Source organism: Caproiciproducens puteiluti (assembly GCF_052442865.1).
Taxonomy (GTDB): domain Bacteria; phylum Bacillota; class Clostridia; order Oscillospirales; family Acutalibacteraceae; genus Caproiciproducens.
The window spans coordinates 3,786,413-3,807,175 of record NZ_CP194790.1; the positions used below are offsets into that span (position 1 = coordinate 3,786,413).

Genomic DNA, 20,763 nt, shown 5'->3' on the forward strand with positions numbered 1-20,763 from the left:
TAATCCAGCCGGTTACTGAGTATTGACGTCAGGCGACAGCCTGCGTTCTATTACCGGCGGGTAAAGGGAAGTGCATATATGAATCAGAATTGGTCTGTAACAAAAAACTTTACTGTCGAAACGCACGGCTTTCAGGGCTGTTTTTATTGTTCGGAACGGCCATGGGAAGAAAAAAAGGCCGTCATTGTCTGCGGCGGAAGCGACGGCGATTTTGCCTTGACAAAGCAGCTGGGCGAAACCTTTTGCAGTCAGGGCGTCCATGTGCTGGCACTGGCTTACGTGAACGCTCCCGGTTTACCCAAGCATACCGTTGAAGCCCCTGTGGAAAGCGCAGAAAACGCCGTTCAGTGGCTGCTTGAAAACGGGTTTGACAAAATCGGCATGTACGGTATTTCCAGCGGCGGCGAATACGCCTTGCTGGCGGCTTCCCTTCTTCCCCGGATTACCTGTGCCGTCGCGGTCTCTGCACCGTGCGCCGTTTCCCAGGCGGACAACGGTGTCCATTATAAAAACACCTCCTGCTGGACGTGGAGGAATCAGCCCGTGCCTTATATGGAAATCAATTACTCCCTGATCGGCGCCATTCCCATGAGCGTTCGCCATAAGGAGCTGTATACCAAACATTTTTATGAAAAAGGGATCGGGTCCGCGCCCGACAACGTATGGATTCCGGTTGAAAAAATCAACGGGCCCGTTCTTTTTCTCACAGCCGGAGAAGATTCCATCTGCCCAAGCAGTGAATTTGCCGAACGTGCGGTACAAAGGCTGAAAGAACAGGATTTTCCTTTTCCGTACGAGCATGTCGATTATCCATACGCCAGTCATTTCCTGATTCCCGCCCCAACGCCGGAATCCGCCCCCTTCAAAGCGTTTGCCATTGAAAGGCGCCGCCCGAAAGAGTGTGCCGAAAGCCGCGCCGATTCCCTCAAAAAAACGGTCGCATGGCTGAAAAAATGGTAGGCCGCGCGTTTCGCAGCGGGGTCTGTTTGTAAACCGGCCCGGATTCAAGCTGTGCAGTTTCATCGTCACGTGAAAAAAGAGCCGCGGAGCATCCCGCGGCTCTTTTCGTTATCCGTTCTCCGCGCTGTACAAAATCTCCGCCGTCAGCATGTTGGAAACCAGAAATCCCCGCGGCGTGAAGCGGAACCCGCTGTCTGTGCAGACGGTCAGCCCGCCCTTTTCATAAAGCTCTGCCGCTTTCAGCATCCGCGCGGGAAGCCCCGTGCCGAAACGCGCGCGGCAGCCTTCGTCCGTAAGCCCCTCCGTCAGGCGCAGGGCGAGCATGGCGTATTCCTCAAATCCGCCGCCCTCCCCGTCCGGCACGGGTTCTCCGCCGTTCAGGAACTCCGAAAGGCTTCTCGGATAATAGAACCGTTTCCCTTCCATGAACGAATGCGCCGCCGGGCCGATTCCCAGATATTCCTCACAGCGCCAGTATTTCAGATTGTGTCGGCTCTCAAAGCCCGGTTTCGCAAAATTGGAGATTTCGTACTGGTGAAACCCGCGCTTTTCCAGCTCTTCGCAGGCGAACAGATAGAGCCCGCTCGCTTCGTCGTCGTCCGGAACGCACAGCGTTTCTTTCTTTTTTCCGTAAACCGTGTCCGGCTCAATTTTCAACAGATAGGCGGAAAGATGTTGAATCCCCGCGTCCGCGCAGAAATCAATGGAGTACAGAAGACTTTCCTTTGTCTGTTTCTGGATGGCAAGCATCAGGTCGAGGGAGAAATTGTCAAAACCCGCGTCCTGTGCGTAAGCAACCGTTTTTTTCGCCTGTGCGGCGGTGTGCCGCCGGCCCAGAAGCGAAAGCTCGTCCTCGTTTGCGGACTGCAGGCCGATCGACAGGCGGTTTGCCCCCGCCGCGCGGATTTCCTGCAAAAAGCCGCGCAAGTCCTCCGCGGGATTGACCTCCACGGTAATTTCCGCGCCGTCCAGTCCGAAGCATTCCTTCGCGCACGCAAGGATTGCGGACAGCCGCTCTGCGCCGAGCAGGTTCGGGGTGCCGCCGCCGAAGTACAGCGTGTCGGCCCGCCGCCCGTACCGCCCCGCGTACGACCCGAGCGCTTCCATCACCCGCTGTGCGTACCGGTCCATCTTTTCTCCGACGGCGGGCTGGGAATAAAAGTCGCAGTACGGGCATTTGCCGTCGCAGAATGGCACATGGAGATAAAGGCCGAAAGGCTTTCTGTTATTCATCCAGCTTCAGCACACTCATAAACGCCTCCTGAGGCACCTCCACCGTGCCGAGCTGGCGCATGCGCTTCTTGCCTTCCTTCTGTTTTTCCAGCAGCTTCTTTTTGCGCGTGATGTCGCCGCCGTAGCACTTGGCCAGAACGTCCTTGCGCATCGCCTTGACCGTTTCGCGCGCGATGATCCTGCCGCCCACACAGGCCTGGATCGGCACCTCAAAAAGCTGGCGCGGGATTTTCTCCGACAGCTTCTCCGCCATCTTGCGCGCGCGCGGATACGCCTTGTCGGCGTGGATAATAAAGGAAAGCGCGTCCACCACGTCGCCGTTGAGCATGATGTCCAGCTTGACGAGGCTGCTCTTTTTGTATCCGCTTAGCTCATAGTCGAACGAGGCGTAGCCGCGGGTACGGGATTTCAGCGCGTCGAAAAAGTCGTAGATGATCTCGTTCAGCGGCAGCTCGTAATGGATGTCCACACGGTCGGTGTCGATGTATTTCATATCCTTGAAGACACCGCGCCTGTCCTGGCAAAGCTCCATAATATTGCCGACATATTCGCTCGGCGTATAGATATGGGCGTTGGTAATCGGCTCCTCCGCCTGCGAAATCAGCGACGGGTCGGGGTAATTGGTCGGGTTGTCAATATGAATCACTTCCCCGTTGGTTTTCGTGATCCGGTAAACCACGCTGGGGGCGGTGGTAATAATGTCGAGGTTGTATTCGCGTTCCAGCCGTTCCTGAATGATTTCCATATGCAGAAGGCCCAGAAAGCCGCAGCGGAAACCGAAACCGAGCGCAACGGACGTCTCCGGCTCAAACGACAGCGCCGCGTCGTTCAGCTGCAGCTTGTCAAGCGCGTCGCGCAGATCGGGATAGCGCGCGCCGTCCGCGGGGTAAATCCCGCAGAAAACCATCGGCTGCACCGAGCGGTAACCCGGCAGCGGCGTTTTCGCGGGGTTGTCCGCCAGCGTAACGGTGTCGCCCACGCGGGCGTCCTTCACCGCCTTGATGGAAGCGGCGATATAACCGACCTCTCCGGCGCTGAGCCCCGCGCTCGGCTCCAGACAGGTCGCGCGGCCGTAGCCGCACTCCACCACGGTGAATTCCGCGCCCGTCGCCATCAGTCGGATGGTGTCGCCCGGATGCACCTGCCCGTCCTTCAGCCGCACATGGATGATTACGCCCTTGTACGCGTCGTAGTAGGAATCGAAAATCAGCGCCTTGAGCGGCGCGTTTTCGTCGCCCTGCGGAGACGGAACGTGTTTGACGATCTGCTCCATCACCTGGTCGATGTTCGTTCCCAGCTTTGCCGAAATGCACGGCGCCTCGTCCGCGGGAATCCCAATGACGTCCTCTATTTCCGTGCGCACCTTTTCCGGCTGAGCGCTGGGCAGGTCGATCTTATTGATGACCGGAACGATTTCCAGCCCGGCGTCCACCGCCAGATAGGTGTTCGCCAGCGTCTGCGCCTCGATTCCCTGGGAAGCGTCCACCACCAGCACCGCGCCTTCACAGGCGGCGAGCGAACGCGAAACCTCGTAGTTAAAGTCCACATGGCCCGGGGTATCGATCAAATTGAAAACATAGTCCTGACCGTCCTGCGCGCTGTAAACGAGCGTAACGGCGTGCGCCTTGATGGTGATGCCCCGTTCGCGCTCCAGATCCATGTTGTCCAGCAGCTGATTTTCCATATCGCGCAGCGCGACGGATTTCGTCTGCTCCAAAATGCGGTCGGCCAGCGTGCTTTTCCCGTGGTCAATGTGCGCGATAATGCTGAAATTCCGTATTCTCTCGCGTGGTATCGACAAATTTATCACCTAATCCTCAAAGATAATATGGCTTCCGTTTTCCGGCCAATTCCGGGAAAAAACATAAAACGACCCGGCAGTCAGACTGAAAATGCTGGAAAGATAATGAATAATATATTATAACACAGATCACGAATTCTGAATAGTATGCCTTGCGGCGGGGAGAAATTTTATGTGCGGCAGGGAAAAATTTTTATAAAACGCGCGAAATAAAGCCCGGTAAAGTCCGGGCTGTGAGACGCGCACAAAAACAGCGGCGTACCGGAAAATTTCTTCTCCGGCGCGCCGCCATGATCAATATTTCAGATTTCTGTAATACTTGTCGTTCAGCAGGCGTTTCTTGTGCGGGCGGTTCGGGCGGCGGTAGCGTTTGCGGCCTCCGCCTCTCGGCGGACGGCGGTTGCTGAACACGACGATCAGCACCACCACGATGCCCAGCGCGATACACACCCACGAAAGAATCCCGATCCAGTTCATTTTTTTGTTGGCCGCGGTATCTACGATCACGGAGCTGAGCGGGTTGTTTTCCTCTATGCTGTCCACGCTGGGAAGAACAATCTCGCTGGATTCTTCACCGCTGCTGAAAACCCCACCGGAAACGTCACCGGAGGCATCTCTGGAAGCTCCGGAGATAATTTCCGAGGATACCGGCTTTTTGCTCGTGACCGATCTTCTGGAGCTGACGGCCGGTTTGCTGGAAACGGTACTCGCGACGGACTGTGAGGGAGCCTGGGAGGACTGCTGGTTCAGGATCTGTTCCACCTGTTCCGGCGTTATCTCAGTTGCCAGAGCGGTGACGGAGTACAATGAAAACATAAAGATCAATATGAATACTGAAAACCATATTTTCTTATGTTGATTCATGATACGTTTCCTCCACAGCATTCTCTCTCAATGATAATACGAAATTATTATACCATACTTTCGCCACATTGCAAGTTTCCTGCCATGTTTTGCCGGTAATCTGGTAAATAAGGGTTTTGTCGTCGCCAAAGCCGATTCTGCGGGAATTGGCGTCGACCTCCGCCATGCCGAAAAGCAGTGCAAAGACGCAAAGCGTGCTGAAAAACGACGCAAAGAAAATCCTTTTTCTTTTTCTTTCCATTTTTTTTAACATCTTTTCCTTTCCGCTTATGTCAGGCCGTTCAGAACGTTGACCAGCGCTTTCCCGAACAGCTCCCCGGAGTACACCGCCTCGTCAAGGGTATTGACCTCGGTGCCGAACTCGATCAGCAGGGAACCTTTCGTCAGATTTTCATTATACTTCCTCGCGCAGAAATTCAGCGGCCGCGCCAAACCGGGGTATAAATCCGCCAGCGACTTCTGCAGCCGCACGGCCAGCCTGAAATTGTATTCCCAGTTGGGGAAGCCGAGCGTGCCGTCGTCGTCACAGCCGGAGATGATCATCACCTGCGCGGCCTTCCTGCCGTTGACCGTCGCGGTCGGTTTGATCCTGGTTCCGTCGGAGGTGCCCATCGCGTCGCGGTGGATGTCGAGCGTGACTTGGATGCCCGGATATTTCTTCAGGTTGTTCTGCATCGTCACCTTGGAACGGTCATACGAGCCGTTATAGCTCGGGTAGTCGTGCAAGGTGGTGTCGTGCACCACGTTGATTCCGGCGGCCTTCAGCTGGGCGGCGATCTGGTCGCCCACGGCGACCACGCTTTTCGCTTTGTCCTGGCTGCGCGTATCGCCCAGAAACGCCTCCGTTGTGTGGGTGTGGTAAATCAGGACCTGCGGCGTCGAATTTTTGACGATTTTTACCGCAGGCTGTTTCTGAAGCTCCGAAGCGATGTCGACCGTATGGTTTTTATTCGTATTCTTTACCCATATATTATTGTATTGGGAACCGGAATTGGCAATGCTCATTTCCTTCACGCCCTTGGGCAGCGTAACGGGAGACGACGACGTGCCCGACGACGTGCTCGAAGCAGCCTGTGAGCTTGCCCCCGTACCGGAGCTTTCCTGTGAAGAAGCCGGGGCGGAGCTTACGCCCGAAGAAACCGGCGCCTCGCTGCTCCCGTGCTCATTATCCTCTTCATCCTCTTCCAGATAATCCTCTTTCATTGCCTCGGCAGCACCCGCGGGCATGATAAAGCCCGCCGCGGCGAACGCCGCGTCCTTTGCCTGCAGCACGGGCAAACGTCCCAGAACGCACGCGACCGCCGCAAACACCAATGCAACCGAGCAGATTCCCATTCCCTTTTGCATCCAGTTTTTCATATCCTGCCCCCATTGAATGATATTCATTCTTATGCGGGCGGGACAAATTTCATGATGCTTCAGGTCAATTCTTCAAAATCCTCAACACTGAGAGAGGGGTTCAGCGCCACGTTGATTCCCATGCTCAGCAGTCGCGCGCCTCTGGAAATAATCAGGTCGATTTCACGCGGGGTCACCATCATCTGGGCGCCGCGCGGTGCGATTTTCTCCTCGGACCCGTCCGTTTCACCGTCCAGCAGGTCCGCCGCCAGAGTGGCCGCGTCCACCACGGTCGGAATCCCCATGCTGACCACCGGAACGCCGAGCGTGCTTTCGTCGATGCGCGGCCTTGCGTTTCCCACACCGGCCCCGGGAGAAATCCCCGCGGAGCAAAGCTGCACCGTGCAGCCCAGCCGGGCGGGGCTGCGCGCCGCAAGCGCGTCGACCGCAACCACGGCGTCCGGGTTCAGCTCCTTGACCAGCGCCTGCAGAAGCTCCACGGCTTCAATCCCCGTGCAGCCCAGCACCCCGGGGCTTACTACGGAAACGGGACGCAGCTTGTCCAGGCCCGTCACCTTTGCCAGCTCGCCCTTGATATGCCTTGTCGCCAGAATTTTTTCGGCGACGAGCGGCCCCAGCGCGTCCGGCGTAATAGCGCGGTTCCCCAGCCCCGCCACCAAAACGCTTCCCTTCTTTGGCAGCAGCGCGGACAGCTCCTGCGCGGTCAGGGTCAGCAGGCTGTTGTCACTGTCGATATGGTCGGAAATCGCCTGCACCTCCAGCGTAACATAGGTGTTGCCCTCCTCGTCTATCCGTGTGACCGTGCAGTCCTTTTCTTTGCGTGTAACGTGCCTGCTGGGTTCCGTATTTTCCAGCGCCAGATCGGTACGGAATACCATAAAAAATCAGTCCTTTCCTATTTTTTTTAAAACGCTTGCATTTTTTGTCCATCGATGGTATTATTATTGATACGTGACAATACCAAAGGAGGTGGAATCATGCCTAACATTAAATCAGCCAAAAAACGCGTAAAGGTTATTGCTACAAAAACACTCATCAACAAGTCCTTTCATTCCGGACTGAAAACTGATATAAAGAAAGCAAACCTTGCCGTAGAATCCAATGATGCCAACAAAGCGGATGCCGTTAAGGTTGCGATTAAGAAGCTTGATCAGGCTGCGGCAAAGGGAATCCTGCACAAGAACACAGCCGCAAGAAAGAAATCAGCTCTTGCACGCAAGCTGAACGCAGCAAATGCATAACCCTGAATACGCGGTTTAAAAGCAAAAGCAGAGCCTTGCGCCCTGCTTTTTTATTATACTCCGGAGCGCAGGGAGCGAATTTCCATAAACTTGCCGCTTTGATTGACTTTTCAAAAAGAATTGGTTATTATATATTATATAAACAGGATCTAATCATGATAAACGGAGGTGCTCGTTTTGAAAAAATGTAATACATTATCCATATTGATTACAGTAATTTCCGCTATGACGGCCGTCGCGGCGGCTGTTGTTGCCGTCGTCCTCTTCTTTGAGAAAAAGAAAAAGGATGAAGAGGAGCTTGAGCACTACCTGGATTGTTCCATACAGTAAGGGACGTCCTCCGGTGCCATAACAGCATACGGGCAGGTTTTGATACCTGCCCGTTTTTTTCATGCTTTTAGCCTTACCATATATTTTTTGAAATACGTACGGTAATACAGCTTCCAGATCTCCCACAGAAGCATGCCGATGATCTGGCCGTTGATAATCCTGAAAATCCTGTACAGGATTTTCAGAACGAGAAAGGTTTTGCTAGCTCTTATCTCCCGACTTTGAAAACAGAGCGGCAACGTATCCGAAGAACACGGCCGCCGCGATACCTGCGGCACTCGCCGCGACGCCGCCCGTAAACGCGCCCAGCAAACCCTGTTCCCTGACCGCTTCAAGCGTCCCTTTCGCCATCAGATACCCAAAACCGGTCAGCGGCACCGTAGCGCCGGCCCCCGCGAAATCCACGAGCGGCCCGTACAGCCCCAGCCCCGTCAACGCCACACCCAGTGTGACAAACAAAACAAGGATTCTGGCCGGCGTCAGCTTCGTAAAATCGATCAGTACCTGGCCGATCGCGCAAATGGCGCCGCCGATCAAAAAAGCCCATAAATAATCCATGTTTTTCACCTCGGCTTTATTTTCGCCTGATGATCGCTTCAATATACATTCCAAAGAATTAAATCAAAAAATACCGCAAAAAAACCGGCCATCCGGCCGGTTCGCTTTGGTTTATTATGAAAAGACGTAGGAGGTCATGGAAAGACTTCCCGCCATACGCGCTTCATTATAGATTTTGACCTGATCCTTTTCATCCGCCGCTCCCAAAACGTACAGCAGCGGGTCAAAGTGTTCCCGTGTGGGAAACGCGTGTTTTGCACATTCTCCCGCTTTTTTGTATTCGATCACCGCGCTGAAATCCCCGTCCTGAATATGATCGCGGATATATGCGTCGAACTCGTCCGCAAAGGGGTATCCGCCCCGTACGGAAAAATCCACAAGCGCCAGATTATGTACCACGTTTCCGCTCCCGAAAATCAGCACATTCTCTCCCCGCAAAGCCTTCAGCTTCCTGCCGACATCGAACATCTCCCGCGGGGTCAGCCTTCTGTCAATGCTCATCTGCACCACCGGGATATCCGCCCGCGGATACATCAGCCTCAGCACGCTCCACGCCCCGTGGTCAATGCCCCAGGTCCGGTCCTCCAGACAGTCCCCGCCGATCAGCTTCATCGTCTCGGCTGCAAGCTCCGGAGCGCCGGGGGCCGGATACTGAATATCGTACAGTTCCCTGGGAAAGCCGTAAAAATCATGGATGGTTTTCGGCTTTTCCTGCGTCATCAGCCGGGTACGGTCGGTATACCAGTGAGCGGAAACCGCCAGAATCGCATCCGGCCTGGGGATTTCCGCACTGATCTCTCTCCAGCCCGCCGTGTACTCATTTTCCTCAATCGCGTTCATAGGCGACCCATGTCCTACAAAAACCACCGGCATCATCCGATTTTTCCCCTTTCCAATGAAAGCTCCTCAGAAATTCGCGTTTGCAATCAGTCCCGACACGGCTACCGGATGACCGGAAGATCGCCCGGTTCGTGGGAACCGCCGTTAAAATAAATATCGTACCAGACGAGGAAGACAAAAATCGTCCAGATTTTACGGTTGTTGTCCCGCTTCCCGCTGTAGTGGTCGTCAAGGAATTTCATCAGCTCGTTGGTGTTGAAGAACTTCTTTGCGGTTTCGCCCGTAAAAGCGTCCTTTACAACATTATAGTATTTTTCATCCCTGAGCCACACACGCGTCGGCACCGGGAATCCCAGCTTTTTCTTCTGTGCGGTCGCGTCCGGCAGATGCTTCATCGCGGCAAGGCGCATCGCGTACTTGGTGTTTTCCTTATTCACCCGCAGCTTTCTCGGAATACGGGAAGCCACCCCGAACACCTCTTTGTCGAGGAACGGCACGCGCAGCTCCAGCGAATTCGCCATGCTCATGCGGTCCGCTTTCAAAAGGATGTCGCCGACCAGCCAGACGTTGATGTCCAGATACTGCATCTTGGTCACGTCGTCCTTGTCCTTTACGCGGTCGTAATACGGCTTTGTCAGCTCCTGCGGACGGGTGACCGGAATATCGCTTTTCAGCAGGCGGCGTTTTTCGTCCATGGTAAACATGCTGCAGTTTCCGATAAAGTTTTCCTCGATCGGCAGCGCGCCGCGCATCAGGAAGCTTTTGCCCCGGAAGGAAAACGGCAGCGCCTTCGCAACCGCCGCCAGCGCCTTGCGCAGGCCGAGCGGCAGCTTTTTGTAGCCTGCAAAATCATCCGGCTCGTGATAAATATTGTATCCGCCGAACAGCTCGTCCGCACCTTCGCCGGAAAGCACCACCTTCACGTACTCGCTCGCCATTTTCGAAACAAAATAGAGGGCGATACAGGACGCGTCGGCCAGCGGCTGGTCCATATGGTATTGCACCTTGCGGATATTTCCCCAGTATTCGTCGGCGGAAATGACCTTATAGTGATGTTCCACGCCGATCTTTTCGGAAAGGTTCTTTGCCCAGTCGATTTCGTTGTATTTTTCCCCGTAATCGAACCCGACCGTAAAGGTCTTCTGCCCGGCGAAATAGGTGGAAACATAGCTGGAATCCACGCCGCTGGACAGGAAGCACCCGACTTCCACGTCGCTGATTTTGTGCGCGCTGACCGAGTCCTCAAACACCTTTTCGATTTCCTCGACGGCCTGTTCCCGGGTCATGCCGGGGTCCTCGCTGAATTTCGGCTCCCAGTAGCGGTGGGTTTCGACCTTGCCGTCCTTGTACCAGAGGTAGTGCGCCGGCATCAGGCAGTAGACATTCTCGAAGAAGGTTTCCGGCGGAACGGCGTATTCAAACGAGATGTAATTGTTCAGCGCGTTTTTATTGAATTTCTTTTCAAAGCCGGGAAATTCCAGAATGCTCTTGATTTCGGAGCCGTAAACAAAATGGCCGCCGACCTGCGTGTAATGCATCGGCTTGATTCCGAAATAGTCGCGGGCAATAAACACACTCTTTTCGACGGTGTCGTAGATGGCAAACGCGAACATCCCGCGCAGCTTGGTCAGAAGGTCTTCATGCCATTCCTCAAAGCCGTGGATCAGCACCTCGGAATCGGTCTGGGTATAAAAACGATGCCCCTTTTCCAGCAGGATGTTTCTGAGCTCCCGGTAGTTATAGATTTCCCCGTTAAACGTAAGCACCAGGGTTTTGTTCTCGTTGTAGATCGGCTGGTCGCCCGAGGAAGCGACGTCGATGATGCTCAGGCGCCTAAAGCCCATGGAGATATCGGAATCGGTAAAAAACCCGTTGGAGTCCGGGCCCCTGTGGGTGATTTTATCGGTCATGCTTTTAATCACTGCGTCGCGGTCGATTACTTCACCGGTAAATCCGCACAATCCGCACATCTGTCTTAGTCCTCCCCGCCGCGGTACACCCGCAAAATATTTTCAGCGGCGGCAGAATCCACCGCCACAAAATCGTCGTCCCGTGAAACCGCGCCCACGCTTTCCACAATCTCCAGCGATTTGCGGTATACGTCCATACGCGTTCCCTGCTGTACCGGCTCGTCCTCTCCCTGCAGGAAAAAGGAAAACACAATCCGGTTCTCTTTTTCATCCGCGTAGCAAAAGTATCCGGAGGAAGTCTTTCGGTCGTGTTTTTTGCCCGCCACGTCGGTGAGCGCAAGCTTGACCAGCTCCACCGCAAAATCGTTCAGCCCGGCCTCGAAAATAAGCACTTTTTCCTTCAGACCCGCCAGCGAGGTCACCGCCCGCTTGGCCATCCCGTTAAACTGCGGAAAAGCTTCGCCCACACTGACCGGTTCCAGCTGGCAGCAGCCGCTGTTCGGCACAACATATACCATAAACTGATTTTCTTTATCGTGATAAAGGCAAGGATAAACAAGCTGCGCTTCATAGCCGCATTCCGGACATTTCCAGTCAAACAGCGTTTCATCCAGGATGCGCTGCCGCAAATCCGGATTCTCCCCGGCGTTGATTTCGGGGCTCATCGCTGTTTTTACCACGGCACCGCAGTGAGGGCAGCTTACGTCCCTGTTTCCAACCGATGGCATTTTTATTTCCTCCTTAGCCTTTGCGTATTTGTTTATTATATCACAACAAATTTAAAAAAGGAACAGAATTAAATAATCCTGTTATTTTTCAAACTTTTGAGTTATAATAATAGCATTGAAATCCCATCATGAACACCGCTATTGCGGCAGGAGGTACGCTATGAATTTTTTTGAAAATGTAACCGGCAGGGTAACAAAAGCAGTCGACTATGTTGTTGAGAAAAACCGCAAAGCCGCGCTGATAAATCGCATCAGGATCGTGATTAAAAACGAAAGGGAAAACGAAGCGCGCGCCTACGTCGCATTGGGAAAATATTATTTTCAGAATCTGCGCGACGCGCAGAACGAGGAAACCGAGTCCCTGTGCAAAGCGGTGGAAGCCGCCGACAAGCGCATAAAAAAGGCGTTTGACAAGCTCGACGAGCTCACCGCCGAAGAAGGGTATGAGGACGACGCCTGTACCGACTGTACGGACGACTGCGATTACTGCCCGTGCGGCTGTTCCGGTGAATCCGATACGGAAAGCACGGACGTCCCCGCGCCGGAACCGGAGGACGATATCGCGCCCGCCGATTTTCCGCTCCATTTCCCCATTGTTGACAAGGCAAACGACAGGGATGACGCGTCCGAAGAGGCGGCCGAGGAAGCAGCGGACGACGAGGACGAGGCCCAGCCCACGCTGGACTGAGCGGGAATATGAAGAAAAAAGTAATGCTCGGCATGAGCGGCGGCGTGGACAGCTCCGTTGCCGCGCTCCTGCTTCTCAGGGACGGATACGACGTTACCGGCGTCACCCTGCGGCTGCGGCCGGACGAATACATGTGCCAGAGCGCGGCGGGCGGCTGCTGCTCGCTGGACGATATCGACGACGCACGCAGGGTTGCCTACAAGCTTGGGATCGACCATCTGGTCCTCAATTTTACGGACGTTTTTGAAAAGGACGTCATCGACTATTTCGCGGCGCAGTACGCGGCGGGGCTGACGCCCAACCCGTGTATCGCCTGCAACCGCCACGTCAAGTTCGACGCCATGCTCCGCCGCGCGAAGGAGCTGGATTTTGACTATATCTCCACCGGCCACTACGCCGTGATCGAACAAAACGCGGCGGGGCGCTGGCTTTTGAAAAAAGCGCCCGCCAGCAAGGACCAGAGCTACGTGCTGTACTCCTTTACACAGGAGCAGCTCAGCCGCACCCTGATGCCGCTGGGGAGCTACACAAAGCCCGAGGCGCGCGCCATGGCGGAGGAAGCCGGGCTGCCCGTCGCGCACAAGCCGGACAGTCAGGAAATCTGCTTTGTGGAAAACAACGATTACGCCGGATTCATTGAGCGCTACACCGGGAAAACCGCTCCGCAGGGCGATTTCGTGGACCAGAGCGGAAACGTGATCGGCCGCCACCGCGGCATCACCCGTTACACCGTCGGTCAGCGCAAGGGGCTGGGCGTTACCTTCGGCAAGCCCATGTATGTGACCGGGATCGACACGGTACATAACCGGATTACACTGGGGGAAGAGGGCAGCCAGTACGCATCCTCCCTGATTGCGGCGGACCTCAATTTCATTCCGTTCGATACCTTGGAAAAGGAAACGGAGATCACCGCCAAGGTACGGTATCAGGCGAAGCCCGCAAAGGCGAAGCTGGTTCCGCTCGGGGACGGAAAAGTCCGTGTGGATTTTGAAGAAGCGCAGCGTGCGGTCACGCCGGGACAAGCCGTCGTCTTTTACGACGGGGACCTTGTGGTCGGCGGCGGCACGATTCAGCCGGAATAATCGTAAGGGCGGAGCCGTTTTCGGCTCCGCCCTTTCAGCGTTTATTTTCCAGAAAATACAGAAGAAGGAGCCCGACACAAAATATCCCGAAGACGACAAAAATCCCTTTCAGGCGCTTCTGCGTCGGATGATTTCCATAGCTATAGGAGCACAGCAAGGCAAAGACAATGACCGAACATACCCAGTTCTGCCATTCGCCGCGCGTGAATCCCGCAGAATAAAGCACCGCCGCAAAAGCGCCCCACAGAACGATCTGAATCGACCGGACGCGGCTGCCGTCTTTGCTCATTTTACCGCCCCTTTTCTGCCCGAAAAGCCGATCACTGCTTGAGACCGTACCCGCAGTACGGGCATTTCGGGTAATCCATGTCGCATTCCTTTCCACAGTTCGGGCAGGTGATCTGCATGATTTCCGGCGCGTTGTCCCGACGGTCCTCGCTGATTTTCAGCTGATCCTCCAGCACATCGACCCTGTTCATCAGTTCGCCGACGGCAATCAGCAGCAGGCCGAGAAGCCCCGCGGTAAAAACGCTGAGGAAAACCCAGAAGTCCTTGTCGGAGGACGCGAGCTCCGCAAGGAAAAGACCGATCCCTGCAATCAGGAACACCAATCCCGCCCCTTTAAAAAATCTGGCCATCTTACACCACCCTGTAATTCTTACCGTAATGATATCACAGATACCCTGTCGATACAAACGGATTTGGCAAGTAGGGTTAACGAAAGGAGTGCGCCCCCGCTCAGACACTCCCGTCAAACTCCCCCAGCCGCTCCGCGGCAGCCCCCTCGAGGAGAAGGCCTTAAAAAAACGACCCCCAGCCTCCCTCCCTGAGGGAGGTGGCGCGCCCGGCGCGACGGAGGGAGTTTCGAGTATTCTGCCTTCGATTTAACGTAAGCCGACCAGAAGCATCGCCAAAGGCGCACATCCCGGCCGGCAGGCTGATGCGAAAGGAGGGGCTCCTTCCAGCCTGCCGTAAACTCCCCCAGCCGCTCCGCGGCAGCCCCCTCGAAGGATGGCCTTAAGGAACGACCCCTGCCTGCCTGCCTGCCTCCCTCCCAGAGGGAGGTGGCGCGCCCGGCGCGTCGGAGGGAGTCTCGGAGTACTTCCCCCTCAATTTAACCGCGAGAAGGAATACCCCACCACTCGGCGCAGACGTTCCCGCGCTTTTTTCAGATGCTTCGACACGGTCGGCGGCGTAACGCCGATGATTTCCGCGACCTCCTGTACGCTTTTCTGCTCGAAATACCGCAGCCGCAGACAGTCGCGCTGCCGTTCGGTCAGCTCTCCTTCCATCGCGCGCCGCAGCGCCCCGCGCATCCTGAGATGCTCTCTCCCGTCGTCGTTCTCTTCCCGACCGACATTCAACCGGTCCCCGAACAGGTCCAAGCTTAAATTGCTTTTTCTTCTCATCTTTTCGCCCCGATTCTCACCAGATACCTGCCCGTGTGCAGGCAGTCCAGATACATGTCGTTCAGCAGGGCAATCCTGCGGTACAGCCCGGAGGCCTCCTCGTTGCCCGCCTGCCGCGCCTGCCTGCGAAGCGGCGTCAGCCGTTCCTTAATTCTCTCTGCCTCATTCAAATATTCCGTGCCCCATTCGTTATAGTCCATATTGCTCCTTTCCTTCCCCGAAGCGGATCGCAAGCATCCGGATTCGTGTCCTATAATTCCATACTATCCAAAGAGGAGCAAATTTTCAAGATATTTTAGAACAAACGTTCTATATAAAGCTCTGGCAGGGACAAACTCGGTACACCGAACCGGGCTTGTTTCCATTTTACAAGGATGTTAAAATAAAAGAAAAGCCTGAGCGGCCTGTCCGGACAGGAGCAGGATACCAAACGGAAAGCGGGAATCAAAATGGAAAGCTTCGCTCCTTTATTGATCATTGCGGGATGTTATATTCTTGTCTATACGTTTGGCAAGATCAACAAGAAGAGATACGATGCTCCGGGAAAATTCCGGGATTCCCGGAAGCCTTATCGCCGGGGAAAAAAGTAGGAGGAAGCGAAACGCTTCCTCCCTTTATTTTTTATCCCTCAGCTTTTGAAAAAAATCCGTAAGCAGCAGCGCGCATTCGTCGGCAAGCACGCCGCCCAGCAGCTCCGGACTGTGGTTGTACGGCAGTTCAAACAGATTCACGACGGAGCCGCAGGAACCGGCCTTCGGGTCCCGTGCGCCGTATACCACTCTTGGAATCCGCGCGTTGATGATCGCTCCCGCACACATGGGGCAGGGCTCCAGCGTGACGAACAGCTCGCACTGCCACAGCCGCCAGCCGCCCAGCAGACGGCACGCCCGGTCAATGGCCTCCAGTTCCGCGTGGCAAAGCGCGTTTTTCCCGCTCTCGCGCCGGTTGCGGCCCGTGGAAATGACTTCCCCGTCCTTTACGATCACCGCGCCGACCGGCACCTCGCCCTCCTGCGCCGCCTCCCGCGCAAGAGCCAGCGCCAGGCGCATAAACCGTTCTTCCCTGTCCATATCAGCCTACGAAAGATACCGGAACGAGGACAGAAGCGTTAACAGCAGCACCGCCACACCGCCCGGATTGAAAAACAGCGCGTTCAGCTTTGCGGAAAGCCGGAAATACGGGTTTACCCCGTCGCTGTGGAAAAACTTCTTATCCTTTACCAGCAGATAAACAAAGGAAGCCACACCCAGCGCCAAGACGACGCCGACCACCGTGTTGTTTACATAATCTGCCATCTGGTCCCCGCCTAAACGCTGCGACATTTCTACCGCGAAGGAAATCCCGTTGTTGAAAAAATGGATCAGGATGGACGGCCACAGGGAATTGGTGCGGACAACCACCAGCGCCATGACCAGACCGGCGATAAAGGCAAACACCATCTGCACAAAATTGCCGTGGTACAGCCCGAAAAGGATCGCGGAGCCCACTACCGCGAACCCGTCCCCGTATTTTCTCAGGCTGTGAAGCACCACGCCGCGGAAAAACAGTTCCTCCACCAGCGGCGGAATGACCGCGATCGTAAGGAAATACAGGAATAAAACCGGCGGATCGCCCGTCAGGGGCATCTCCGGCAGCTCGCCGGAAAAGCCGAACCATTTCTCGATTTCCACCACCGCATTGGCCGGAATGTTCGCCAGCATACAGACGGCTGTCCCGAAAAAGACACACGCGCCAATTTTCAGAAACCCGGCCTTCTCAAAGGGCAGCGCGCTGCTCAGGGAAATATGCCTCGCGGCGAAAAAGACCAGCGCGGGAGCGGCCAGCCCGACCAGATAGCCCGCCCCGGTCGCAAGATAATAAAGCACCGGCGTAAACCCCTGAAAATCGCTGTTCGTATAGTCGTGCGCATATCCCACCGCGCGAAGATAGAACACGCAGACATACAGGAAGCCGGTCATCAGGAACATGGCGACGAGCAGGGTCCAGCAGACCGCGTTAGAGGTTTTCCTCAGCTCGCGCTTGCTGTTCTGGGCTTCCACATAGGGATGCACGTTATAATAAGGGCCGTATTGGGTGTAAGGCGAATTGTTCATTGCTCTCTCCTTTTATAAAAAAGGGCCCTCTCCCGCAAGCAGGAAAGAGCGTCTCCTTTTTTGGCAGGTTAGGTGAATATAGACGCCGCCGACCGGGCGGCAAAGTAAAGAAAAAGCGCCGGACCCAAACGCGAATTGGATCCAGCGTCACGCTGGCGTCCCCGGCGCGATTCGAACGCGCGGCCTTTCGCTTAGGAGGCGAACGCTCTATCCAGCTGAGCTACGGAGACAAATAAAGCTGTAAGGCGGGTTTCCGCGGGCATCCGCCAAACGGCTCTCTTTCAGCGGAAATCGCATACAACTTTTATATTATAGGATATCGCGGCGCCTTTGTCAATTACTCCTTTTTGGGGGATTCCTTCCCATCTCCGTCCTGTGCAGCCTGGAAAAACCCGAAAATCAGCAGCATCATGGAAGTCAGGGAAATCAGAATAATGATATACGGCAGCCAGGTCATGGTCGCGTAATCCACCATTTTCCTTTTTGCCGCGCTGTAAAAACAGGCCGACGCCGTCGCGTACAGTGCGCAGAGCACCACGGAAGCGCCGAAATTTTTTCTTTCCTTCAGGACCCTCATAAAAATAATAATCGCGGCCGGGAACACACACGCCATCACCATGTAGAAAAGCGCGTCGTCGGAAAAGCCCATGCCCGCGTAGCGGTTAATCATCTGAAAAACACTCAGCGCAGTGTCGCCGGCGGCATCCCCGACAATGGTCCCCGCCGGTAAAAACAGCGCTCCGATCAAGAAAAGCTGCAGCAGGGTCACCATGCTTTTAATCTGCTTCTTGTTCAACCGTACCCGCCTCCTTCCGGTAAATATCCCTTGAATACAATTCCCCATGCTCCTGAGAGCATGGGGAATTCTGTGTCTATCAAAGTGCGGGGAAATTTATTTTGCTCTCTTTTCCTTTACAGCGGCCTGTGCGGCAGCCAGGCGTGCGATCGGCACGCGGAACGGTGAGCAGGATACATAGTTCAGGCCGACGTTGTGGCAGAACTCGACGGAAGTCGGGTCGCCGCCGTGCTCGCCGCAGATGCCGAGGTGGATCTCGGGTCTGGTCTTGCGGCCAAGCTCAACCGCCATCTTCACCAGCTTGCCTACGCCGTTCTGGTCAAGGTGGGCAAACGGATCGGACTCGTAAATCTTGTTCTCGTAGTAGTAGTTCAGGAACTTACCGGCGTCGTCACGGCTGAAACCAAAGGTCATCTGGGTCAGGTCGTTGGTGCCGAAGCTGAAGAACTCCGCTTCCTTGGCAATGTCGTCCGCGGTCAGAGCGGCGCGCGGAATCTCGATCATGGTGCCGACCTCGTATCTGAGGGATACGCCGGCTTCCTTGATGATCTTATCGGCGGTCTCCGTAACGATATCCTTTACGAACTTGAGCTCTTTCTGCTCGCCCACCAGTGGAATCATGATGCGCGGCTCGGTCTTGAACTCAGGATGCTTCTTGTTGACTGCGATAGCGGCGTTGATGACGGCCGTTGTCTGCATTCTGGCGATTTCCGGATAGGAAACGGCAAGACGGCAGCCGCGGTGGCCCATCATCGGGTTGAACTCGTGCAGGCTTGCAATGACGTTCTTCAGGTCTGCAACGGTGATGTTCAGCTCGCCGGCGATTTCCTTGATGTCCTCTTCCTTGGTCGGCAGGAACTCGTGGAGCGGCGGATCGAGGAAGCGGATGATGACCGGACGGCCTTCCATCACTTCGTAGATGCCCTCAAAGTCGCCCTGCTGGAACGGGGTCAGCTTGACAAGCGCCTTTTCGCGCTCTTCGGTGGTCTTGGCAACGATCATTTCACGCATTGCCTTAATACGCTGGCCCTCAAAGAACATGTGCTCGGTACGGCAGAGGCCGATGCCCTGCGCGCCGAAATCACGGCCCTGTTTTGCGTCCTTCGGTGTGTCGGCGTTGGTGTAAACTTCCAGCTTACGGGCAGCGTCGGCCCACTTCATGAAGCGGTCGAAGTCGCCGGAAATTTTGGCGGCGGCCGTCGGAATCGCTTCCGCGTAGATATTGCCGGTGGAACCGTCGATGGAAATATAGTCGCCCTCTTTAATGGTCTGGCCAGCGAGGGTAAATTTCTTTGCGTCGTAATCGACAACGATTTCGCCGCAGCCGGATACACAGCAGGTACCCATGCCGCGCGCAACAACCGCCGCGTGGGAGGTCATGCCGCCGCGTACGGTGAGGATGCCCTGTGCGACCGCCATGCCTTCGATGTCTTCCGGAGAGGTCTCCAGACGGACAAGAACGATCTTCTCGCCCTTATCGTGCCATTCCTTCGCGTCCTCCGCGGAGAATACGACTCTGCCGCAGGCAGCGCCCGGGGAAGCCGCAAGGCCCTTGCCGATCGCCTTTGCCTTTTTAATGGCGGTAGCGTCGAACTGGGGATGGAGCAGGGAGTCGAGCTGCTTCGGCTCTACTCTCAGCACTGCCTCTTCTTCGGTGATCATGCCTTCGTCAACCAGGTCGACGGCTACTTTCAGGGCAGCGGCCGCGGTTCTCTTGCCGTTTCTGGTCTGGAGCATGTAGAGCTTGCCGTTTTCAATGGTGAACTCCATGTCCTGCATGTCGGTATAATGTTTTTCAAGGTTGTTTGCAATTTCAGCGAACTGGTTGTAAACTTCCGGCATATCCTGCTGGAGGTGGCTGATCGGGAACGGGGTGCGGATACCGGCGACGACATCTTCGCCCTGTGCGTTAATGAGGTACTCACCGAAGAGAGCCTTTTCGCCCGTAGCCGGGTTGCGGGTAAACGCAACGCCCGTGCCGGACTTGTCTCCGGAGTTGCCGAACACCATCGCCTGTACGTTGACGGCGGTGCCCCAGTCATAAGGGATTTCGTTCATGCGGCGGTATACGTTCGCGCGGGGGTTGTCCCAGGAACGGAATACGGCCTTGACGGCTTCCATCAGCTGAACCTTCGGCTCGGTCGGGAAGTCCTCGCCCTTCTGGGCTTTATAGAAAGCCTTGAATTTTTTAACAAGGTCCTTCATATCGTCCGCGTCAAGCTCGGTATCCATCTTAACGCCTTTTTCCTGCTTCTTCGCCTCAATGATCTTTTCAAACTCTGTTTTGGAAAGCTCCATCACAACGTCGGAGAACATCTGTACAAAGCGGCGGTAAGAGTCATAAGCAAAGCGGGGGCTGTTCGTCAGCTTTGCAAGCCCTTCCACAACAGTATCGTTCAGGCCGAGGTTCAGGATGGTATCCATCATACCCGGCATGGAAGCGCGGGCGCCGGAACGTACGGAAACCAGCAGCGGATTTGTCGGATCGGCGAACTTTTTGCCGGAGATCTTTTCCATTTTTGCGAGGTATTCATAAATTTCAGCCTGAATATCGGCGTTGATTTCACGGCCGTCCTTATAGTATTGCGTACAGGCTTCGGTGGAAATCGTAAAGCCCTGCGGAACAGGCATGCCAAGAACGGTCATCTCGGCTAAGTTAGCGCCTTTGCCTCCGAGAAGCTCTCTCATTTTGCCATTGCCTTCGGAGAAAAGGTAAACGTACTTGTGGCTCATTAACAGTACCTCCTATTAAATTGTTTGTTTTGACGAGCTATATTAATTTGTAATTTTGTAAATAGTCGCTCAAAATGTATTATAGCAAAAAGAGTTAGAAATTACTATATGTTTTTTTATAAAACCGCCTGATATTTC

Annotated in this window: 23 protein-coding genes and 1 tRNA gene; 5 read left to right on the forward strand and 19 right to left on the reverse strand. The window is 55.0% G+C overall.

The window, feature by feature from the left end; translation table 11 throughout:
* The first annotated feature begins 78 nt into the window (after positions 1-78).
* On the forward strand, positions 79-960 hold the full coding sequence (locus ACRQU7_RS18315; RefSeq protein ID WP_444642502.1) for an acyl-CoA thioester hydrolase/BAAT C-terminal domain-containing protein: 882 nt from the start codon (positions 79-81) through the stop codon (positions 958-960).
* Positions 961-1,068: 108 nt separating this feature from the next.
* Here ACRQU7_RS18315 and hemW read toward each other — a convergent pair whose 3' ends face one another.
* The 6 genes from hemW to gpr all read right to left on the reverse strand — a co-directional run bounded on the left by hemW (position 1,069) and on the right by gpr (position 7,095).
* Positions 1,069-2,193: a radical SAM family heme chaperone HemW gene (gene hemW, locus ACRQU7_RS18320; RefSeq protein ID WP_444642504.1), complete on the reverse strand. Its 1,125-nt coding sequence runs from the start codon at positions 2,191-2,193 to the stop codon at positions 1,069-1,071.
* Entirely contained in the window at positions 2,186-3,994 is a 1,809-nt protein-coding gene (gene lepA, locus ACRQU7_RS18325) for a translation elongation factor 4 (protein ID WP_444642506.1), read from the reverse strand. The genes hemW and lepA overlap by 8 nt, the downstream gene beginning before the upstream one ends.
* A 294-nt stretch (positions 3,995-4,288) precedes the next feature.
* Positions 4,289-4,858: a hypothetical protein gene (locus tag ACRQU7_RS18330; protein WP_444642508.1), complete on the reverse strand. Its 570-nt coding sequence runs from the start codon at positions 4,856-4,858 to the stop codon at positions 4,289-4,291.
* Complete coding sequence (locus tag ACRQU7_RS18335; RefSeq protein WP_038326106.1) at positions 4,845-5,099, reverse strand: hypothetical protein; 255 nt, start codon at positions 5,097-5,099, stop codon at positions 4,845-4,847. The genes ACRQU7_RS18330 and ACRQU7_RS18335 overlap by 14 nt, the downstream gene beginning before the upstream one ends.
* 26 nt (positions 5,100-5,125) lie before the next feature.
* The gene (gene spoIIP, locus ACRQU7_RS18340; protein ID WP_444642511.1) at positions 5,126-6,217 is read right to left on the reverse strand and encodes a stage II sporulation protein P; all 1,092 of its coding nucleotides are present in this window, start codon (positions 6,215-6,217) and stop codon (positions 5,126-5,128) included.
* A 59-nt stretch (positions 6,218-6,276) separates the two neighbouring features.
* Positions 6,277-7,095, reverse strand: coding sequence for a GPR endopeptidase (gpr, locus tag ACRQU7_RS18345; RefSeq protein ID WP_038326107.1), 819 nt, complete (start codon positions 7,093-7,095; stop codon positions 6,277-6,279).
* Between the two features lie 99 nt (positions 7,096-7,194).
* On the opposite strand from gpr, the gene rpsT reads away from it, so the two are divergent.
* Together rpsT and ACRQU7_RS18355 are read left to right on the forward strand one after the other, a co-directional pair.
* Positions 7,195-7,458, forward strand: a complete 264-nt coding sequence (rpsT, locus tag ACRQU7_RS18350; protein ID WP_038326108.1) for a 30S ribosomal protein S20 — start codon at positions 7,195-7,197, stop codon at positions 7,456-7,458.
* Between the two features lie 177 nt (positions 7,459-7,635).
* Complete coding sequence (locus ACRQU7_RS18355) at positions 7,636-7,788, forward strand: hypothetical protein (RefSeq protein ID WP_170949943.1); 153 nt, start codon at positions 7,636-7,638, stop codon at positions 7,786-7,788.
* Positions 7,789-7,989: 201 nt separating this feature from the next.
* On the opposite strand, the gene spoVAE is transcribed toward ACRQU7_RS18355, so the two are convergent.
* The 4 genes from spoVAE to ACRQU7_RS18375 form a co-directional block, all read right to left on the reverse strand.
* The gene (gene spoVAE, locus ACRQU7_RS18360) at positions 7,990-8,346 is read right to left on the reverse strand and encodes a stage V sporulation protein AE (protein ID WP_038326109.1); all 357 of its coding nucleotides are present in this window, start codon (positions 8,344-8,346) and stop codon (positions 7,990-7,992) included.
* Between the two features lie 114 nt (positions 8,347-8,460).
* On the reverse strand, positions 8,461-9,222 hold the full coding sequence (gene ygiD / locus ACRQU7_RS18365; RefSeq protein WP_444642514.1) for a 4,5-DOPA dioxygenase extradiol: 762 nt from the start codon (positions 9,220-9,222) through the stop codon (positions 8,461-8,463).
* Between the two features lie 65 nt (positions 9,223-9,287).
* Positions 9,288-11,156, reverse strand: coding sequence for an asparagine synthase (glutamine-hydrolyzing) (asnB, locus tag ACRQU7_RS18370; protein ID WP_444642516.1), 1,869 nt, complete (start codon positions 11,154-11,156; stop codon positions 9,288-9,290).
* 5 nt (positions 11,157-11,161) lie between these two features.
* The gene (locus tag ACRQU7_RS18375) at positions 11,162-11,824 is read right to left on the reverse strand and encodes a CpXC domain-containing protein (protein WP_038326113.1); all 663 of its coding nucleotides are present in this window, start codon (positions 11,822-11,824) and stop codon (positions 11,162-11,164) included.
* A 160-nt stretch (positions 11,825-11,984) separates the two neighbouring features.
* Between ACRQU7_RS18375 and ACRQU7_RS18380 the strand changes: the two genes are divergently transcribed.
* Both ACRQU7_RS18380 and mnmA read left to right on the forward strand, forming a co-directional pair.
* Positions 11,985-12,512 (forward strand): hypothetical protein, encoded by a 528-nt coding sequence (locus tag ACRQU7_RS18380; RefSeq protein WP_444642519.1) that lies wholly within the window; start codon positions 11,985-11,987, stop codon positions 12,510-12,512.
* A gap of 8 nt (positions 12,513-12,520) precedes the next feature.
* On the forward strand, positions 12,521-13,594 hold the full coding sequence (gene mnmA / locus ACRQU7_RS18385; protein WP_444642521.1) for a tRNA 2-thiouridine(34) synthase MnmA: 1,074 nt from the start codon (positions 12,521-12,523) through the stop codon (positions 13,592-13,594).
* Between the two features lie 34 nt (positions 13,595-13,628).
* Here the strand turns inward: mnmA and ACRQU7_RS18390 are convergent, their stop codons facing one another.
* The 9 genes from ACRQU7_RS18390 to ppdK all read right to left on the reverse strand — a co-directional run bounded on the left by ACRQU7_RS18390 (position 13,629) and on the right by ppdK (position 20,625).
* Positions 13,629-13,883, reverse strand: coding sequence for a hypothetical protein (locus tag ACRQU7_RS18390; protein WP_444642523.1), 255 nt, complete (start codon positions 13,881-13,883; stop codon positions 13,629-13,631).
* Between the two features lie 31 nt (positions 13,884-13,914).
* The gene (locus ACRQU7_RS18395) at positions 13,915-14,232 is read right to left on the reverse strand and encodes a hypothetical protein (RefSeq protein WP_444642525.1); all 318 of its coding nucleotides are present in this window, start codon (positions 14,230-14,232) and stop codon (positions 13,915-13,917) included.
* A gap of 471 nt (positions 14,233-14,703) precedes the next feature.
* On the reverse strand, positions 14,704-15,003 hold the full coding sequence (locus tag ACRQU7_RS18400; RefSeq protein WP_444642527.1) for an RNA polymerase sigma factor: 300 nt from the start codon (positions 15,001-15,003) through the stop codon (positions 14,704-14,706).
* A complete protein-coding gene (locus tag ACRQU7_RS18405; RefSeq protein WP_444642529.1) occupies positions 15,000-15,203 on the reverse strand; it encodes a hypothetical protein in 204 nt (67 codons plus the stop codon). The genes ACRQU7_RS18400 and ACRQU7_RS18405 overlap by 4 nt, the downstream gene beginning before the upstream one ends.
* A 414-nt stretch (positions 15,204-15,617) precedes the next feature.
* Positions 15,618-16,073, reverse strand: a complete 456-nt coding sequence (gene tadA / locus ACRQU7_RS18410; RefSeq protein ID WP_038326121.1) for a tRNA adenosine(34) deaminase TadA — start codon at positions 16,071-16,073, stop codon at positions 15,618-15,620.
* A 6-nt stretch (positions 16,074-16,079) separates the two neighbouring features.
* Positions 16,080-17,096, reverse strand: a complete 1,017-nt coding sequence (locus ACRQU7_RS18415; RefSeq protein WP_444642531.1) for a lysostaphin resistance A-like protein — start codon at positions 17,094-17,096, stop codon at positions 16,080-16,082.
* 153 nt (positions 17,097-17,249) lie between these two features.
* Positions 17,250-17,326: transfer RNA gene (locus ACRQU7_RS18420), tRNA-Arg, on the reverse strand.
* Positions 17,327-17,433: 107 nt separating this feature from the next.
* A complete protein-coding gene (locus ACRQU7_RS18425) occupies positions 17,434-17,892 on the reverse strand; it encodes a hypothetical protein (protein WP_038326122.1) in 459 nt (152 codons plus the stop codon).
* Between the two features lie 96 nt (positions 17,893-17,988).
* The gene (ppdK, locus tag ACRQU7_RS18430; protein WP_444642533.1) at positions 17,989-20,625 is read right to left on the reverse strand and encodes a pyruvate, phosphate dikinase; all 2,637 of its coding nucleotides are present in this window, start codon (positions 20,623-20,625) and stop codon (positions 17,989-17,991) included.
* Between the last annotated feature and the right edge of the window lie 138 nt (positions 20,626-20,763).

Bases quoted from the DNA above. Each gene is read 5' to 3' on its own strand.
- ACRQU7_RS18390 (WP_444642523.1), bottom strand. From the start codon at position 13,883: ATGAGCAAAGACGGCAGCCGCGTCCGGTCGATTCAGATCGTTCTGTGG.
- spoIIP (WP_444642511.1), bottom strand. From the start codon at position 6,217: ATGAAAAACTGGATGCAAAAGGGAATGGGAATCTGCTCGGTTGCATTG.
- tadA (WP_038326121.1), bottom strand. From the start codon at position 16,073: ATGGACAGGGAAGAACGGTTTATGCGCCTGGCGCTGGCTCTTGCGCGG.
- ACRQU7_RS18375 (WP_038326113.1), bottom strand. From the start codon at position 11,824: ATGCCATCGGTTGGAAACAGGGACGTAAGCTGCCCTCACTGCGGTGCC.
- ppdK (WP_444642533.1), bottom strand. From the start codon at position 20,625: ATGAGCCACAAGTACGTTTACCTTTTCTCCGAAGGCAATGGCAAAATG.
- ACRQU7_RS18315 (WP_444642502.1), top strand. From the start codon at position 79: ATGAATCAGAATTGGTCTGTAACAAAAAACTTTACTGTCGAAACGCAC.
- ACRQU7_RS18405 (WP_444642529.1), bottom strand. From the start codon at position 15,203: ATGGACTATAACGAATGGGGCACGGAATATTTGAATGAGGCAGAGAGA.
- ygiD (WP_444642514.1), bottom strand. From the start codon at position 9,222: ATGATGCCGGTGGTTTTTGTAGGACATGGGTCGCCTATGAACGCGATT.
- ACRQU7_RS18415 (WP_444642531.1), bottom strand. From the start codon at position 17,096: ATGAACAATTCGCCTTACACCCAATACGGCCCTTATTATAACGTGCAT.
- gpr (WP_038326107.1), bottom strand. From the start codon at position 7,095: ATGGTATTCCGTACCGATCTGGCGCTGGAAAATACGGAACCCAGCAGG.
- ACRQU7_RS18395 (WP_444642525.1), bottom strand. From the start codon at position 14,232: ATGGCCAGATTTTTTAAAGGGGCGGGATTGGTGTTCCTGATTGCAGGG.
- hemW (WP_444642504.1), bottom strand. From the start codon at position 2,193: ATGAATAACAGAAAGCCTTTCGGCCTTTATCTCCATGTGCCATTCTGC.
- ACRQU7_RS18380 (WP_444642519.1), top strand. From the start codon at position 11,985: ATGAATTTTTTTGAAAATGTAACCGGCAGGGTAACAAAAGCAGTCGAC.
- ACRQU7_RS18400 (WP_444642527.1), bottom strand. From the start codon at position 15,003: ATGAGAAGAAAAAGCAATTTAAGCTTGGACCTGTTCGGGGACCGGTTG.
- mnmA (WP_444642521.1), top strand. From the start codon at position 12,521: ATGAAGAAAAAAGTAATGCTCGGCATGAGCGGCGGCGTGGACAGCTCC.
- ACRQU7_RS18335 (WP_038326106.1), bottom strand. From the start codon at position 5,099: ATGGAAAGAAAAAGAAAAAGGATTTTCTTTGCGTCGTTTTTCAGCACG.
- rpsT (WP_038326108.1), top strand. From the start codon at position 7,195: ATGCCTAACATTAAATCAGCCAAAAAACGCGTAAAGGTTATTGCTACA.
- spoVAE (WP_038326109.1), bottom strand. From the start codon at position 8,346: ATGGATTATTTATGGGCTTTTTTGATCGGCGGCGCCATTTGCGCGATC.
- ACRQU7_RS18330 (WP_444642508.1), bottom strand. From the start codon at position 4,858: ATGAATCAACATAAGAAAATATGGTTTTCAGTATTCATATTGATCTTT.
- asnB (WP_444642516.1), bottom strand. From the start codon at position 11,156: ATGTGCGGATTGTGCGGATTTACCGGTGAAGTAATCGACCGCGACGCA.